The following is a 15,321-nucleotide window of genomic DNA, read 5'->3' on the forward strand; positions in this document are numbered from 1 at the left end:
CCACCGCCTGATGCGATGCTGAGGCCGCTACCCTCGTCCGCGACGGGTCTCCCCCTGTAACTGCGAACTACCCTTCCGACGTGCCGTGCCCACTACCCCGGCGGATCGCGTGGGTGCGCGTGTCGATTGCTTCCCCACACGTGCGGCCTTCCCCAAATGACCGGAGGGTCGGCATCCGCATTAGAACTTTCGAGGCCTGCTCGGGCTTCACTTTTGTTACGGCCCATCAGATCGCTCAGCAGCCCACGGCTGCCTTCGTCGCAGGGCTCCGACCCAGCCAGTTACCCGGCCGAGCCGCCTGCCAGCTTCCGGACCAATCGACAATTATCCGGGTGAGTTCCTCCCTCACTGGTAGTTCGCGCCCTCGGGGCGCACGGTCAACAGCGTCGTTTGGGAGGTCGGCCAGTCACTTCCGGTCTACCCTGATAAGCGGACCGTCACAGCGGCCGCCCGCAAAGCAGAAGAAGTAGGGCACGATTGCAGACATCAAGCTCGTCAACGTCCGGCAGGTTGGCGCGCACATCGAGGGTGAGATCGATCTGAACATCAACTTCGGATTCGGCTCCATCGACTTCACCCTGCCGTTCGACGTCGATGGCGGCGCCACGGGCCATCTGCCCCGGCGCGTTCGTACATTGTCCTTGGCCTGCGGACGCCGTTTGCAGGATTGCTCTCGATGACTCCAGCTTCGATGGCGGAGGTAAGGATGCGAGAGTGTTCTGCGCGGTGGCAACGGGCTTGTCGTCCGATCGAAAACTCTCGGAAGCTTTTGGTCGCCGCATCACCAGGCGATCTGGCTTCGGTCGGGCTGATTGCTCAGGAGCGGCTTCCCGAACAGCGAGGGCGCGAGATCGTCGAGAAAGAACAGGAGCTGTGCCCGAAATCCCGGCCCGGTGCCGCCGGCATGATTAAGCGGCAAAATCGCTTCGGCCGAGACCTGCCAGGTCACGGCGACATAGGCGAAGCCGGGGTTCGCCGTCGCAGCGGTAATCTGACCCCGCGGGCTATCGAACCTGAACTCGACCAACGGCACCCATTGATTGAGCGGCTCCTCCTTCGGAGGTCCGCCGTCGAATCGGCTGGTCAGATAGAGCGTGCTGTATTGGATTGAGAAGCCCCAGTGCAATGTCTCGACGGCAGGAGACACAACAGAACCGAACCCACCGGTCGTCAGATTCGGTGCAAGCGCCCTGCCCATCGTTCCCAGCGGGATTTCGTCGATGACCGCGCCCGTGATCGCAAACGGACGCAGCCAGGAAAGCGAGTTTGGGAGATCGCCAAATCCCTTGCCGAAGAAGATGCCCGGCTGAATCGTGTTCGGCGCGTCGGCCCCCACAGAAGCGGTGCCGGAGTGACCGATGCCCCAATCAAGACTGACCGAGACCAGCGCCTCATGCTGATTGTTGCGGTAAGCCTCGTATTTCAGTCCGATGTCGGTCTTGTCGAAACCCGAGGTGTGGCCGACCGGAAAATTCTGGTGAATCCATCCGCTATCCATCGTGATCGCCAAGGTCGGCGTCAGCAGACGCGCAAACGCCCAGTTGATGCGGTTTTCGGCCACGTTGCTGCCTTGGGTCGGATATTGGGAGTTAGCCCAATGCGGCACGATCGCTTCATCGGCGACCGCGGGGTCGTCGAACGTCATGGTGCCATCGAAATAGCGGTTGCCCGCGATGCCATGGGCGCTGGCGGCTTGCGCCCAGACCAGCGGCGCGAGCAGAAGCCCTGCGTTTCGGATCAATTTTGGATTCATACGTCCCACCCGCAACGCCGTGGCAACATCGCGCTGCTTCCATTGGACATAGATAGTATACCCCCCTATATTATGATGGATAGAGAAAAGCAAATGGCTCATACGATCCGCGAAAAAGCAAAACTTCTGGCCCGGGTGCGTCGCATTCGCGGCCAGGTCGAAGCCGTCGAACGGGCTCTCGAAGGGGAGGCGGGCTGCGCTGAGGTGTTGCAGCAGATCGCCGGAGTCAGAGGCGCCGTCAACGGCCTGATGGCTGAGGTGGTCGAAGATCACATTCTGATGCATGTGGCCGATCATGGCCTTGGTCAGAAACAGCGTAGCGAAGGCGCCGCCGAACTTATCGACGTCGTGCGGGCATACCTGAAGTAACCCATGAGGACTGCCATGAGCGAGAATAGCGGCGCAGCCGACGCGGCCTTCCATAGCCATGTGTTCCTCGGTGAGGAACACCAAAAAAGTGAGCGAAAGACCTGGGCGGTTATTTTGCTTTGCACCGCGATGATGATTGCGGAGATTGTCGGCGGCTGGCTGTTTGGATCAATCGCCCTAATCGCTGACGGATTGCATATGAGCACCCATGCGGGTGCACTTCTGCTCGCGGCGCTCGCCTATACCTATGCCCGCAAATTCGCAAGCGACCCGAGGTTTACCTTTGGAACTGGCAAGCTCGGCGATTTGGCCGGATTCACCAGTGCCATCATCCTAGCGATGATCGCTTTGCTGATCGGCTATGAGGCCGTGAGTCGCCTTTTCGAACCGGTGCCAATTCAATTCGCTGAAGCCATCCCCGTTGCCTGTCTTGGACTCGCAGTAAACATTGCCAGCGCCTGGCTGCTGAGCGGTGGCGGACATCATGACCACAGTCATGGCCATGGTCACAGCCACGGACCGACAGAGCACGATCATGACGAAACTCACCAGATCGAGACCAAAGACGGCGACCTGGTTCTGGAAGTGTTCGAGGACGGGGTTCCGCCACGCTTCCGGCTTCGTTCCGAATCCGGTCCTTTGCCTGGCGCTTCCGCGGCCTCGATCGAAACGGTGAGGCCAGACGGTGCACGGCAACTCTTTACCTTTGCCGATCACGGCGACTATCTGGAGTCGGTCGATGAAATTCCCGAGCCCCATGCCTTCAGCGCTAACGTCAAAATAAGCGGGCAAGCCTATTCCGTGACGTTCGAGGAGCATGAACACGCCCATGGGGCGGCGGCCCGCGACAACAACATGCGGGCAGCCGTGATCCACGTTATCGCCGATGCTGCCGTGTCGGTGCTGGTCATCGTTGGCCTGTTGCTTGCGCGTGCCTTTGGCTGGCTCTGGATGGACCCGCTGGCCGGTATCATCGGTGCATTTGTTATCGGCAGTTGGTCATTCGGGTTGATCCGCGATACGGGAGCAATCCTGCTCGATATGACCCCGGACCGACGTATGGCCGAGAACCTCCGCCGCTCGATCGAGGACGAGGGCGACCAACTCGCCGACCTCCACCTCTGGCGATTGGGGCCAGGTCATCTCGGCGCCATCGTGTCGGTGATCACGTCTTCACAGCGGGGCGAGGCTTATTATCGCGCGAAGATAGCGCGGTTCCGGTCGCTTTCGCACCTGACCATCGAGGTCAGACAACTTGATCCGTCGGCCACTGGCAGCGTTGTCTAATCCGGGTAAAGCGGCGCTATTTCCAGATGGCCGGCGCACCGCCGCTTGGCTACCTGCTCCATATGCGCCCTCGCCGCCCATCAATTCGCGACGAACGGACTCTGGAGAGCAACCGCAGTCTTGAAACGCGGGCACGATCTCGCGTAGAGTTGTTCACGAGGGGATAAGGCAGACTCCCCGTGAGACCCTCGGTCCAAGCTCTGCACGACACGCGATCCGTCGTGGAGCTTGCGCATGGACATCGAACAACAGACATCTCATCGTTCCAAAGTCGCGATCCTGTGGCGCGGCGACGATGCCGCGCGCCGGGAGGCGACCCCGCAAAACGACCGCTTTGTCCGCGTCTTCGAGGCACTCGCCGCTTCCGGCATCGAGGCCCTTCCCGTCGTCTACGACGAGAGCTTTGCCGACGCGGTCCGGGACCAGCTGCTGACTGTGGATGGCGTGCTCGTCTGGGTCGATCCGATCCATCAGGGCAAGACGCGCGTGGCGCTCGATCCGCTGCTGCGCGAGATCGCGACGCAAGGCCCATGGGTACAGGCCCCCGCTTCGCATCGATGCCGCTTGCGATCGGACTCCGCCGAGCGCCCCATCTTGGATCAGTGTTCTGCCCAGTACAATTCTGCTAAGCTTTTTCCCATCACGTTAATCTCCTATGTTGAAGTTGACGCGCGGTTGTCCGTTCGTGCTGGTCTCGTGGCCATATAGTCGTCTCCCTTGGGCAGGACGGGCGTGACTGTGCCAAAGACGGCGAGGGCCAAGAGGGCGCCGATGGAGCGGCTGACGTTAACGAGGCCGTTCGGCATATGGATTCCGGCGAGCTGTCCAATCGTATCCAGGAAGACTGGACCGGAAAACGCGTAGTAGATGATCAGAGACAAGCACACGAACAAACTCGTCAGGCGGGCCTGGTTTGGGGTAGTGCAGGCGCGTTCAGAAGTAGGCACGTAACAAGGGGGCCGAAAAGTTGGAGCTGAATGTTTTTCATTCTCGTTGCTCACGCATCTTATCTCGACTTGTCCGCGAACAGGCCGTCAATCCGGAACGAATACCCTACGCCAACAATGTAGCTTGGAGCGTTGTGATTGAGCCCGAAGCCAACATGGAAATCAACCTGTTGTGTTGGGCTCAAGTGATACAATCCACCCGAATTCAGAAGCTGACTTGAACGCGCATTTTCGGGGTAGTCGCCAACATACTCAACGAATAGGCTCGCTCTCTCACTTACCTTCTTCTCAATTGCGAAGGTGGCTTCCGTGATCCGGGGCGTAGCTACGTCGGACGGACGAAAAAACTCTGTCAACATACCGCTGAGACCCCACCCCTCATGTAGTTCCCATGACCAGGGCATTTGCAGATATGGCTGCATGCCAGGACCAGCTATTGCGACTGCTCCGGTGGGCAACCCCACGCCAGCTACCAGCGAGACATCCACCTTTCCCGGGATCGGGCTGACCTGCCATTTGATTGCCGGCTCGACGTCTGCGAATCCCGAGCTTCCCGGGCCGCGAACCGGGCCAAAATAGGTTGGCAGGTCCACCAATACTTCAAGGCAAGGCGCAATTCCCAAGCGCCAGCGAGTGTTGGTGCCATCAACGATCTGGCCGGCGTCTTGGCTTCTAAAATTAATACCGTTCTCGCTCTGGAAGCTACCCACCGGGACGACCAGACTAGAATTCGTGACGTCAGGCCGATCCGTCGCAATTTCGTCCTTGGCCGTTGGGCATGACGATTCTGCCAGTACGCGGGTAGCCGCAAGCGACACGAGCAATATGAGACCTACACCGAGGGCGCGTAGCTTCATAGAAATCCTGAACGGAAAGACGATGGTGCAGAATGGCTGCCCATTGTACCCTTCGCACGAGTGTCGCGGGAGCGAAAATGCAGCGGCCGCTACGCCTTGGTGTGCCCGATCGGGTCCTGAATGCTGGTAGAGATCTCCGTATGCATAGCCCGGTCACACTAGGGGCCCGCAAGCGCGCGCGAGCGCACGTCGCCGAGCGCAAGCTTCGGCACGATCGGGCGCTCCATCAGGTACCCCTCGGTTACGCCGGCTGCGCCGACAGGGGAGGGTGTGGCGGCTTGGCCGTCGAGGCGAACGTCTGGAGCTGTCTCAGCTTCTGTTGCCGCAATCCGGAGAAGTGCGACCGGGTTTGCCGGAACAATCCCGACTATGCCTTTCGCGTGCAGGAGATCGACGGGTTCGAGTTGAACTTGCCGGCGGCCCCGCTGTTGCCTGCGCCGACGCCCCCTCCCGTCGTGCCTGAGATCTTCCACGGGTCCAAGCCCAAGCGGCTCTTCGCCCCGGCTCTGGCGAGCGTCTCGCTCTACAGCATGTTCGATCGCAAGGAGGCCAGCCGAAATACCGCACGCGCGGCGAGCTCAGCGACAACTTCAAGATCGCGACCGATACGCCGCTGCTGCTCACCGCGATCCAGCGGGACCGACCGCTCGAAAGATGGTGGGAGCTCGGGCAGGCTCGGCGGAAGGTGATTATTCAGGCGGCCCGGGATCTCGGTGCGGTCCTGGCGACGACGCCGAACTACAGTCTCTTCGTCGACAGGCCGCGTTGGGACGATCTTCACGCGATGAAGCGCATCGCGCTCGCGCACGCTGAATTCCTGAACGCTGGAATGCCGGCCGCATTGCACGTCAATGGCCGGACCGAATGGGATTTCGCGCGGTGGGCGGATTTCATCCTCGCACATCCGGAGGTGACGCACCTCAGCTTCGAGTTCACGACGGGGACCGGGCGTCCTACCCGTCGTCGACAACATGGGGCCTGGTTGTGCGAGGTGGCGGGGACGGCGGGGCGACCGTTATATCTTCTCGTTCGCGGCGGCAGCGACCTCTTGCCGGAATTGAGCGCTGCGTTCGCCGGCGTCACGTTCCTGGAGACTACGTCGTTCCTCAAGACCATGATGAGGTACCACGCGGTGAAGGGGCCTCGGTAGGTTGGTGGCCCTATCCCACCGCGGCCGGCCAGCCCCTGGACGACCTGTTCGAGATCAACTGGGAGATCTGCCGCGATGCCATCGCCAATGTGATGCGTCGCGATTTCCCCCCGACGCCGGCGTCCGCAATTGCCTGAGGTCGAAGACCTGACCTTCGCCGCACGGGATCGCCTTCGCGGCGTCCCGCCACCGCCTCGCCGACGTGCCCGAATATTCCGGTGTTATGGCGCAAACGCCACCGGCATTAGGAAAACGAGCAGCGCGGCGCTAAAGATGGCAACGCCAAGACAGATGCGCGCGGGGACTGAATACGGGGCGGGATGGGGCTGTTCGATCATGACGCTTCCCCCTGTGATACAGGGAAAGTTTGCGCTCGGATTTGATAGAACGCGAGTGTTATTTGGCGCTGATGAGATTCCAAAGGCACCGATAAAGCGTCTAGTCATTCACGCGTATCGGCATGCCGCCGCGCAGCGCCATGACACCGGCGGTGACGAATGCGGTCCGGCCCTGGTCGATGCTGTCCTCGATCTCCACCGTCGGCCTTTGCAGCCGCGCGGCCGAGCCGCGTCGGCCTTGCTCCGGACCTCCGCTGGAGCGTCCGCAAGGCGATTGAGAAGAGCAGCGACCTCCCGCGCCTCGTCGGCCGCGCTGCCGGTTGCGCCGGCAGCCGCTCTCAAGAGAGCCTGCGCTGCGCTGCGGATCGCCGCGACATTGTCCTGATCGCTCGGCGCAGGCTGCAGCCCGGAAGGATTGAGCGCCGGGCCGACAGCGCGCGATGCATCGCGCAAGGCCGCGATCTTCTGCTGCTGGTCATTTGGAACGAAGTTGTTCAGCGTCATCACGCGCGAGACCTCGGGAACGGTCGCGAGGCGCTTGGCTATGGTGTCGGCCTGTTGGAGCGACGGCGCCAAAACCTCTGCGTCGTTGCCGCTGGTCTGCGAATCGGACTGCAGTTGCCGATAAGTGACGACCGAGGGCGAGTCGGGATTCTGCAAGTCGACCGGGTTGAAATCGAATCGCAGATGGACCAGCAGTGGTGAGGCGGCCAGCACCACGCCGATCGTGCTGGCGATGACAGCGATGCGGTGCCGCTGCAGGAAATGATCCAGCGGCGCGAGGCTCTGGAAACCCATCGCGGCGCGTTCTCCCGGCGGATTGAGCACTGCGAGCATGGCGGGCACCAGGGTAATGCTGCAGGTGAAGGCGATCAGCATTCCGCATCCGGCGATCAGGCCCAGTTCAGAGAGACCGCGATAACTGGTCGGCAGAAAGGCGAAAAAGCCGACCGCGGTTGCGGCGGCTGCCAGGGCGAGCGGCTTGCCGGCCTTCTGCGCGGCGCTCCGCAAAGCTTTTCGCAGGTCGCCCAGCTCGTGCCGCTCAGTGCGGTAGCGCACGCTGAACTGAATTCCGAAGTCGACCCCCAAGCCTACGAACAACACGAAAAACGCGATCGAGATCAGGTTGAAAGAGCCGATCATGGTCAGGCCGAGCGCGGCAGTGGCCGCAAGGCCGGCGATCAGGCTGAAAAACACCGAAACGATCAGTTTCCAGGAGCGAAGAGCGAGCCATAGAACCATCAGCACGCCCAGGAGCGCGGTCAACGTGTCGCGCAACGCGCTGCTTCGGATCGCTGAAAACTGATCGTCATTCATCGGTACCTGGCCGGTAAGGCTCACTGTGGCGCCGAGATTGCTCTTCAGGTTCAGATCGGCCGCTGTCTTGTGAATTCCCTGCTCCGCTGCGCGCCCCGGCTGAAGCGCCGCAAAATCGAGCTTGGGCGCGACCTCGACAAAGTGTCTCAGCTGAACGACCGGCAAGGCGTGACCTTCCAACAACTCCTGCCAGGAGAAGAAGGCCGGCCGACCCGAGAGGGCGTCGTTCAAGGTTTGCCTGGCCAGCGAAAGCGGCCATGACAATTGTTCCAGCTTGATCCTGCCCGCCTCAACGCCTTCGGCCGCAGATGCGAGCACGCCCATGACGCCTCGCAAGCGCGGATCGGCCGCAAGTGCCAAAAGGAAGGGCCGCGCATGGACCAGCCCGTCGGCGGTCTTTTGCACATCCGATACGGAGCCAAACAGCAATCCGTTGTGCTCAAAGAAATCTCCACTGTCCGGCTGCGCGACGTTACGGAACAAGTTCGGATTCTTTGCCAGCGCGCTTGCCAGCTCATTGGTGGCCATCTCCGCATTTTCCGCTGTTGGTGCTCTGACGACGGCCAAGATCGCCCTTTGCGGAAAGGCCTGGGCCAATTGAACTTGCCGTTCATGCCAGGGAATGTTTTGCGCGATCAATCTTTCAACATCGGTGTTGATCGAAAAGCGCGTGGCGGCATAGGTCGCCGTTGCCAGCAGCAGCAATACCCCGGCAATGATGACGATCCACCGGTAGCGAGCGCAGAAATCGACTAGTCCGACAATCGCGGTGTTCATCGCAATGGGAGACTGTAGCTGGTTGAGAAATCCAATCGTTCCACGGCAAACGTGTTCATGACTTGCCGTCCTCCGACTGATCTAGAGATACGTTCCGGCGACGTTCGCTCCCGGCCGAATGAGTGAAATCTAGCAGATATCGCCGGCACGGCACTTGCTGTGAATAGCTACTAATTGGGCGTTCTTGCGCGGAAACGATCGACCGAAATTTCGAACTAAAAGAACTCCGTGGCCCGGCTATCAGGACTTGGTCGCGTTTCTTGGCGGATACCAGCTCATCGCCAGTCGAGAAGTTCAACCACTGAGGTCCTATTCCCTGACGAGCCCGGCCAACGTAATCCAAAGTGTATACCCAAGTATCGATTACTCATCAGACGTAAATGCCGCGATGAACCTCGGTACAATGGACCGCGCTGGCGTGCACGATAATCTCAAGCGACGTGAGAAGCGCTATTCAACCATGTTGTGTAATCGGCCAGACCGCGATGTCCAGCGGTCCCGCTGCCTTTTTTGGCGGACCGGCACAATGGTTGCCTGGACACGCCGATGGCCTACGTGGCTCACGCGAAGCAGAAAGCACAAACTACGATCGGAGGGCATGCGCGCCACGTCCGCGTTTGGGCACGGCGAACGTTCGCGGCCTGAGACGGGGCGGCCCTCAACCCGCTGCAATCTCAACAGGTGGCACATGAATCTTCAACAAGTCTGCGAAGCGCTCCGCTCTGCCGTGTGGTTGCTGGCGATTGGGGCGCAGTGCGCACCGTGCTTTTATGCCGGCGCTCGAGCTCGCGATCTAGGGCAATGGGAGACCAACGACCCCAACGTCCGTGCTTGGTTTCAAAGCTTGATGATGCCGGATGTTCCGACTGCATCATGCTGTGGCGAGGCTGACGCGTACTGGTGTGATGACATCCACGTCAGGAATGGCAAGACCTTCTGCACCGTCACCGACGATCGAGACAACATCCAACTGAAGCGAACGCCGGTCCCGATCGGCACCGAGATCGAGATTCCGGACAAGAAACTGACCTGGAAAGACGGAAATCCGACCGGCCACAGCATCGTTTTTCTGAGCACCGCCGGCTATGTCTACTGCTTCGTGCAAAACGGCGGGGTGTGAATGCCAGACCTGGGTAGATCGCAATGCTATTGCGGGCAAATCGGGGGCAATCTGGCTCGGCCCATGTGGTCGTGCTGGGCAACGAGAAAGGCGGATCGGGCAAATCGACTGTTGCGTTGCATATTGCCGTCGCGCTCTTGAAGGCAGGCCAGCGCGTCGCCACGATCGATCTCGATTGGCGGCAACAGAGTCTCACGCGCTACATCAATAACCGCGGCGCTTGGGCGCGGCGCACCGGCCTTAGTCTCGCGCTACCGGTCCATTGCTGCATCACGCTCGGTGAGACCATGCAGATCGTCGAGAACGAAAACTCCGAATTTCAGCAATTCGTGGACGTGGTCAGCGCGGTTGAGCGGACCTTCGATTTCATCGTGATCGATACGCCGGGAACCGACAGCTACCTGATGCGGCTCGCCCATTCAATGGCCGATACGCTGGTTACGCCGATCAATGACAGCTTTCTGGACTTCGACGTGCTCGGCACGGTGGATCCCGCGACCTATGCCGTGACCGGTGTCAGCCATTATGCCGAGATGGTGCGGGACGCCCGCCGCATGCGCCGCAAGCTCGACGGCGCCACCACCGATTGGATCGTGATGCGCAACCGCCTGTCGATGCTGGGATCGCGCGACAAGCAACTCGTCGCCGACAGCCGTCGCGCTGTACCCGGCCACCTCAGAATCCGAAAAGGTCTCTTTTAATCAGTTGAACCGGAAGACCGGCCACCGCATAAAGTACGAGAGGAAGGTCCAAACCGAGGGTGCGAATTGGGACGAGGAAGCAAAGCGGTTGAAGGCGGCCCTGCGTCGCGCCGGCGGTCATCGTTTTTTCGACGAAGGCCGCGCTCGCAAAAATCACGTCGATCTTGCCTTTCTTCGCGACGGTCTCGTAGAGGCGGCCGAGGTCATCGAGCTTTGAGATGTCGGTCTTAACGCCGGTGACGTTCTCGCCGATCTCCGCGACGGCCTTGTCGAGCTCGGCCTGGCGGCGACCGGCGATGAACACATAGGCGCCCTCTTCAACGAATCTCTTGGCGGTCGCGAGGCCGATGCCGCTGCTGCCTCCTGTGATGACGGCGATCTTGTTATTCAATAGAGACATGTTGTTTTCTTCTTCGTTGAATGCAGAGCCCAGGGGGCGTGTTTCCCCGACGATGGCGCCGAGTCGGTATGCCGTTTCATTCAGGACTACCCCTCGCCAGGGCCACGTTGCTTTACAGCTAACCCGGCCGGGTTGTTTGTTGTCGTCCTGCTGACCTTGTCGGTGGTCTCCAGCGGGACACGGCAGCCATTGAGCCACAGGCCCATGAAAATGAAGAATGTGGACAAGCACCGAAGTGGGACCCCGCCCTGATCAGCCTCAATGCATTGATACTTCGCGAGGAATTTCATTTGAGATGGGGTCCCGATCGGCGCCGATCGGGACCCCATCACGCTGCTGGCTTCCTTAGCTGATTCAATTGGTTGGCGCGGTTTCGGCAGGGGTCCCGCTTCGGAGCTTATTCACATTCGAGGCTCGTAGGCCAAAACCCACCACTTGAACTACTGCCGAAACTGGCATTTCGCCTCCGATCCTTTCATGGAATCGATCGTGGCTCATCGAAATGGTGGCTAATCGGTGCGGGCGCGATCTGCACTACAGCTGTTACTTTTGCCGAACCGATCAAAGGTGCGAGCAAGCGTCTGATGTTGCCAGACGGCGGCTTCGACGTAGCGTTTCCTACTGGTTTGGTGGACGGGCAGGATCTGCGTCTACGCGGCAAGGGAGCACCTAGTTTGGGACAGATCATAACGGCTTAGAACGCGCGATCTAAGCCTTGGAAAGCGCCTGATCGACTGATGTGCCCGTTTGTCTGCGCGGCGTTCAACGAGGCAGCCACACCGGTCGGCTGGAGCCAATTGGATTGATGATCGGATCTGCCCAGAACTCCGGCGTCTTGGTCATCTCCACCTGAGAACCCATTCGCGTGAATTCGCCGAATGAGGTCTGCCCGGTCTGGAGGTTTGGTTTGATGGGCTTGTGCTCGAGCCCAAGGCTATCGAGGTTGAGAAGCGTCGAATTGTCGACAAGTCCGATCGCCTGCTCGAGCATGACGGTCTGTGCAAGATTAACGGAAACACGGTAGCTGCCCCCCTCCGTTGCGCGGCGCAGCAGCGCCGCCTGCACGCCAATCGCGCCCAGATAACCGGTCAGAAAGTCGCAAATGACATTGACCCCGTGCGGCAGCTGCGGCTGATCGGCCGAACCGATGTCGCAGAACATCCCGGTCATGCCTGCTGCGGTGAAGTCGTAGCCCGCCCAGTCGGCCCAAGGACCCTTTCGTGAATTGAGCTTCTGCTCGACGTAGATTATCCCGGGGCGATGCTGCGCGAGAGTTTCGGCTGAAAATCCCTGACGTGCTGCCAGATGGGGGCGTAGATTCTCGACGAAAACATCGGTTTGCTTGGCCAGCTCGTAAATCGGCTTCTTGCTGGCATCGATGCGCGCGTCCAAATAGGCTTGGCGCATTCCAGCATCGCTTTGCCAAAATATGGTCGGCTCTTCAATCCAATCCAGGGTGTTCAGGTTAAGGCAATCGGCGCCTTGGGCGGCCAGTTGGCGCATCGTCGCCGGCCCGGCCACGACATGGACCATGCCCAGCACGCGCAGGCCGGAAAGCGGCCGAGGTCCGCCCGGTAACTCTTCAGGCGCGCTATCACCGATCTTTTCGATATCGATGAGGGGAGTCGCCTTGTTATGCTGGTACTGTTCGGTGCGGTGATATTCCGCGCGCGTGCGACAGACCGCCAACGCCACACCGGCGTCCTGCGCCGCCCTTTCCAGCTCTTGCGAGTCCCACTTTCGGGTCGCGCGTTCGAGCTGCATGGGCAGCACACCGCAGTCGAGGAGCGCGCAGATCCGCGCCGTGTTGGAGGCGTAGAGTGAGGTGAGCACGACCCATCGCCCGTCGCGTGTCGGGAGAATGTGGGCGCCCAACTGCCCAACACTGCCGCCGAACATTTGCGGTGTACCGTTGATCAATGTGCAGTCCGCGAGGATGTCCTGCCAGGGGCTTTGTGTCACATAGGCCTTGCGCAGGTCGACATGGATGTCTTGCCCCTGCCCGGTACGCTTGCGCCAAAGGACTGCGCTCGCAATCGCGTTCGCCGCCGTAACGGCAGCGGAAACGCATCCGACCTTGATGTGCGTCGGGCGAATCGGGTCCATTCCTGCAAATGTCAGCGTCCCGCCCTGGTCCTTCCGATCCAGCCCGGCCTCGCTGAGGATAAGGTCCACGACCTTGGTCAAGTCATCATGATTATTGACGATCGGATAATTCAGCATTGCGCTTCTCCGCAAACGGATATTGCCCGGCCGTACCCTGCCAACAGCAACTTTCTTCGAGTTTTGCGCTGCCGTTGCTCGTATGGCCCGTCCGACCGGCAAACTCCTAATCTCTTACGTCGCCTTGCGGCAGCTGCGCCAATAAAACGTTCCAAAAGCCTGCTAATCGTCTCGGCGGACAACAAGCGGAGTTGCCGTCCGAGATGCACGATGTTGGATAGTTCGCGAGGCGGCAAGCCCGATGATGTGCGGCTAAAGCGAAGCGCCTGATCGACTGCTGCTGGTGTTTGCCTGTACAGTGTTCAACGGGGCAGCCACACCGGGCGGCTGGAGCCAATTGGATGGATAAGGGGATCTGCCCAAAACTCCGGCGTCTTGCTCATCTCGACCTGAGAACCCAATCGAGTGAACTCGCCGAATGAGGTCTGTCCCGTCTGGAGGTTTGGCTTGGCAGGTTTGTGATCGGAGCCAAGAGTGTCCAGCTTCAGAAGCGTCGCATTGTCAACCAACCCGATCGCCTGCTCAAGCATGACGGTCTGTGTGAGATTAACGGAGACGCGGTAGCTACCGCCCTCCGTCGCGCGGCGCAGCAGCGCAGCCTGCACACCAATCGCGCCCAGGTAACCGGTCAGGAAGTCACAGATGACATTGACCCCGTGCGGCAACTGCGGCTGATCGACTGAGCCGATATCGCAAAACAGCCCGGTTAGCCCAGCAGCCATGTAGTCGTAGCCCATCCAATCAGCCCATGGGCCCTTGCGTGAGTTAAGCTTCAGGTCAACATAGATTATTCCAGGACGATGCTGCGCCAGGGTTTCGGCAGAAAATCCCTCTCGGGATGCGAGCAACGGACGTAGATTCTCGACGAAAACGTCGGCTTGCTTGGCAAGCTCGTAAATCGGCTTTCTGTTGGCATCGATACGAGCGTCCAGATAAGCTTGGCGCATGCCGGCATCGCACTGCAAATATATGGTCGGCTCTTCGATCCAATCCAGCGTGTTCAGGTTAAGACAATCCGCGCCCTGAGCGGCCAGTTGACGCATGGCGGCCGGCCCGGCCACGACATGGACCATGCCCAGTACGCGCAGGCCGGAAAGCGGCCGAGGTCCACTTGGCAATTCTTCGGGCGCGCTATCGCCGATCTTTTCAATATCGATCAGCGGGGTGGCCATGTGCTGCCGGTACTGCTCGGTGGCGTGATATTCCGCGCGTGTGCGACAGACCACCAAAGGCACTGCAGCATCCTGCGCCGCCCTTTCCAGATCCTGCGAGTCCCATTTTTGGGTGGCACGCTCGAGTTGCATGGGCAGCACGCCGCAGTCGAGCAGATTACATATCCGCGCCGTGTTGGAGACGTAGTTTGAGTTGAGCACGACCCATCGCCCGTCACGCGTCGGCAGGATATGGACGCCCAACTGTCCGACATTCCCGCCGAACATCTGCGGCGTACCATTAATCAATGTGCAGCCCGCGAGGATGTCCTGCCAGGGACTTTGTGCAACATAGGCTTTGCGCAGGTCGACATGGATGTCTTGACCCTGCCCGGTACGCTTGCGCCAAAGGATCGCGCTCGCAATCGCGTTCGCCGAAGTCACGGCAGCGGCAACGCTCCCGACCTTGATATGCGTCGGGCGAATAGGATCCATTCCGGCGAATGTCAGCGCCCCGCCCTGGTCCTCGCGATCCAGCCCGGCCTCGCTGAGGATAAGATCCACGACTTTGGCTAGGTCGTCGTGATTGTTGACGATCGGATAATTCAGCATCGCGCTTCTCCGCAAGACGGATCCAGCGCGGCGATATTCTGCCAACAGCAACTTCTTCAATTATGCGCTGCCGCTCGCATGGCTTGTCCGGCCGATAAATCCTCGCAATCTCCTAGATCGCCTTGCGACAGGTGCGTCAATAAAACGTTCCAAAAGCCAGCTAATCGTCAGCGGAAACGGAACGTAGCTCCCTTCTGACATCCATTCGTCAGGTCCGCCAACAGGAGCATTCGTAACTTTTTGTACCCTTTAACTAGCCCGCGAGACTCGCCGCGAACAGTCTGGTCCCAATAGAGAAGGCCCAATGCTGGCTTAGCGA

10 protein-coding genes and 4 pseudogenes are annotated in these 15,321 nt (G+C 60.1%); 7 read left to right on the top strand and 7 right to left on the bottom strand.

Going from position 1 to position 15,321, the window contains the following annotated elements; translation table 11 throughout:
* Window positions 1-437: 437 nt before the first annotated feature.
* Both ACP2YO_RS43010 and ACP2YO_RS43015 read right to left on the bottom strand, forming a co-directional pair.
* Window positions 438-614, bottom strand: a complete 177-nt coding sequence (locus tag ACP2YO_RS43010; protein WP_426437221.1) for a hypothetical protein — start codon at window positions 612-614, stop codon at window positions 438-440.
* Window positions 615-781: 167 nt separating this feature from the next.
* The gene (locus tag ACP2YO_RS43015) at window positions 782-1,753 is read right to left on the bottom strand and encodes a hypothetical protein (protein ID WP_426437222.1); all 972 of its coding nucleotides are present in this window, start codon (window positions 1,751-1,753) and stop codon (window positions 782-784) included.
* A gap of 93 nt (window positions 1,754-1,846) precedes the next feature.
* Between ACP2YO_RS43015 and ACP2YO_RS43020 the strand changes: the two genes are divergently transcribed.
* From ACP2YO_RS43020 to ACP2YO_RS43030, 3 genes and pseudogenes are all read left to right on the top strand, one after another.
* Window positions 1,847-2,122, top strand: a complete 276-nt coding sequence (locus ACP2YO_RS43020; RefSeq protein ID WP_426437223.1) for a metal/formaldehyde-sensitive transcriptional repressor — start codon at window positions 1,847-1,849, stop codon at window positions 2,120-2,122.
* Window positions 2,123-2,137: 15 nt separating this feature from the next.
* Window positions 2,138-3,409, top strand: coding sequence for a CDF family Co(II)/Ni(II) efflux transporter DmeF (gene dmeF / locus ACP2YO_RS43025; protein ID WP_426437224.1), 1,272 nt, complete (start codon window positions 2,138-2,140; stop codon window positions 3,407-3,409).
* Window positions 3,410-3,643: 234 nt separating this feature from the next.
* Window positions 3,644-3,952 (top strand): annotated as a pseudogene (locus ACP2YO_RS43030) (Cj0069 family protein); the annotation flags it as partial.
* Between the two features lie 463 nt (window positions 3,953-4,415).
* Here the strand turns inward: ACP2YO_RS43030 and ACP2YO_RS43035 are convergent.
* Window positions 4,416-5,213, bottom strand: a complete 798-nt coding sequence (locus ACP2YO_RS43035; RefSeq protein ID WP_426437225.1) for a transporter — start codon at window positions 5,211-5,213, stop codon at window positions 4,416-4,418.
* 685 nt (window positions 5,214-5,898) lie between these two features.
* Here ACP2YO_RS43035 and ACP2YO_RS43040 point away from each other — a divergent pair.
* Window positions 5,899-6,363, top strand: a complete 465-nt coding sequence (locus tag ACP2YO_RS43040; RefSeq protein WP_426437226.1) for a hypothetical protein — start codon at window positions 5,899-5,901, stop codon at window positions 6,361-6,363.
* Window positions 6,364-6,809: 446 nt separating this feature from the next.
* On the opposite strand, the gene ACP2YO_RS43045 is transcribed toward ACP2YO_RS43040, so the two are convergent.
* On the bottom strand, window positions 6,810-8,795 hold the full coding sequence (locus ACP2YO_RS43045) for an MMPL family transporter (protein WP_426437227.1): 1,986 nt from the start codon (window positions 8,793-8,795) through the stop codon (window positions 6,810-6,812).
* 688 nt (window positions 8,796-9,483) lie between these two features.
* On the opposite strand from ACP2YO_RS43045, the gene ACP2YO_RS43050 reads away from it, so the two are divergent.
* The 3 genes and pseudogenes from ACP2YO_RS43050 to ACP2YO_RS43060 all read left to right on the top strand — a co-directional run.
* The gene (locus ACP2YO_RS43050) at window positions 9,484-9,915 is read left to right on the top strand and encodes a hypothetical protein (protein WP_426437228.1); all 432 of its coding nucleotides are present in this window, start codon (window positions 9,484-9,486) and stop codon (window positions 9,913-9,915) included.
* Between the two features lie 23 nt (window positions 9,916-9,938).
* A pseudogene (locus ACP2YO_RS43055) lies at window positions 9,939-10,601 on the top strand (division plane positioning ATPase MipZ); the annotation flags it as partial.
* Window positions 10,570-10,659, top strand: a pseudogene (locus ACP2YO_RS43060) (hypothetical protein); the annotation flags it as partial. The pseudogenes ACP2YO_RS43055 and ACP2YO_RS43060, both read left to right, overlap by 32 nt.
* 96 nt (window positions 10,660-10,755) lie before the next feature.
* Here the strand turns inward: ACP2YO_RS43060 and ACP2YO_RS43065 are convergent.
* From ACP2YO_RS43065 to ACP2YO_RS43075, 3 genes and pseudogenes are all read right to left on the bottom strand, one after another.
* Window positions 10,756-11,016 (bottom strand): annotated as a pseudogene (locus ACP2YO_RS43065) (SDR family oxidoreductase); the annotation flags it as partial.
* Window positions 11,017-11,778: 762 nt separating this feature from the next.
* A complete protein-coding gene (locus ACP2YO_RS43070; protein ID WP_426437229.1) occupies window positions 11,779-13,239 on the bottom strand; it encodes a CoA transferase in 1,461 nt (486 codons plus the stop codon).
* 302 nt (window positions 13,240-13,541) lie between these two features.
* Window positions 13,542-15,002, bottom strand: a complete 1,461-nt coding sequence (locus ACP2YO_RS43075; RefSeq protein ID WP_426437230.1) for a CoA transferase — start codon at window positions 15,000-15,002, stop codon at window positions 13,542-13,544.
* Window positions 15,003-15,321 lie beyond the last annotated feature (319 nt).

Origin of the sequence: Bradyrhizobium genosp. P (genome assembly GCF_049949265.1) — a bacterium.
In the GTDB taxonomy this organism is placed as follows: domain Bacteria; phylum Pseudomonadota; class Alphaproteobacteria; order Rhizobiales; family Xanthobacteraceae; genus Bradyrhizobium.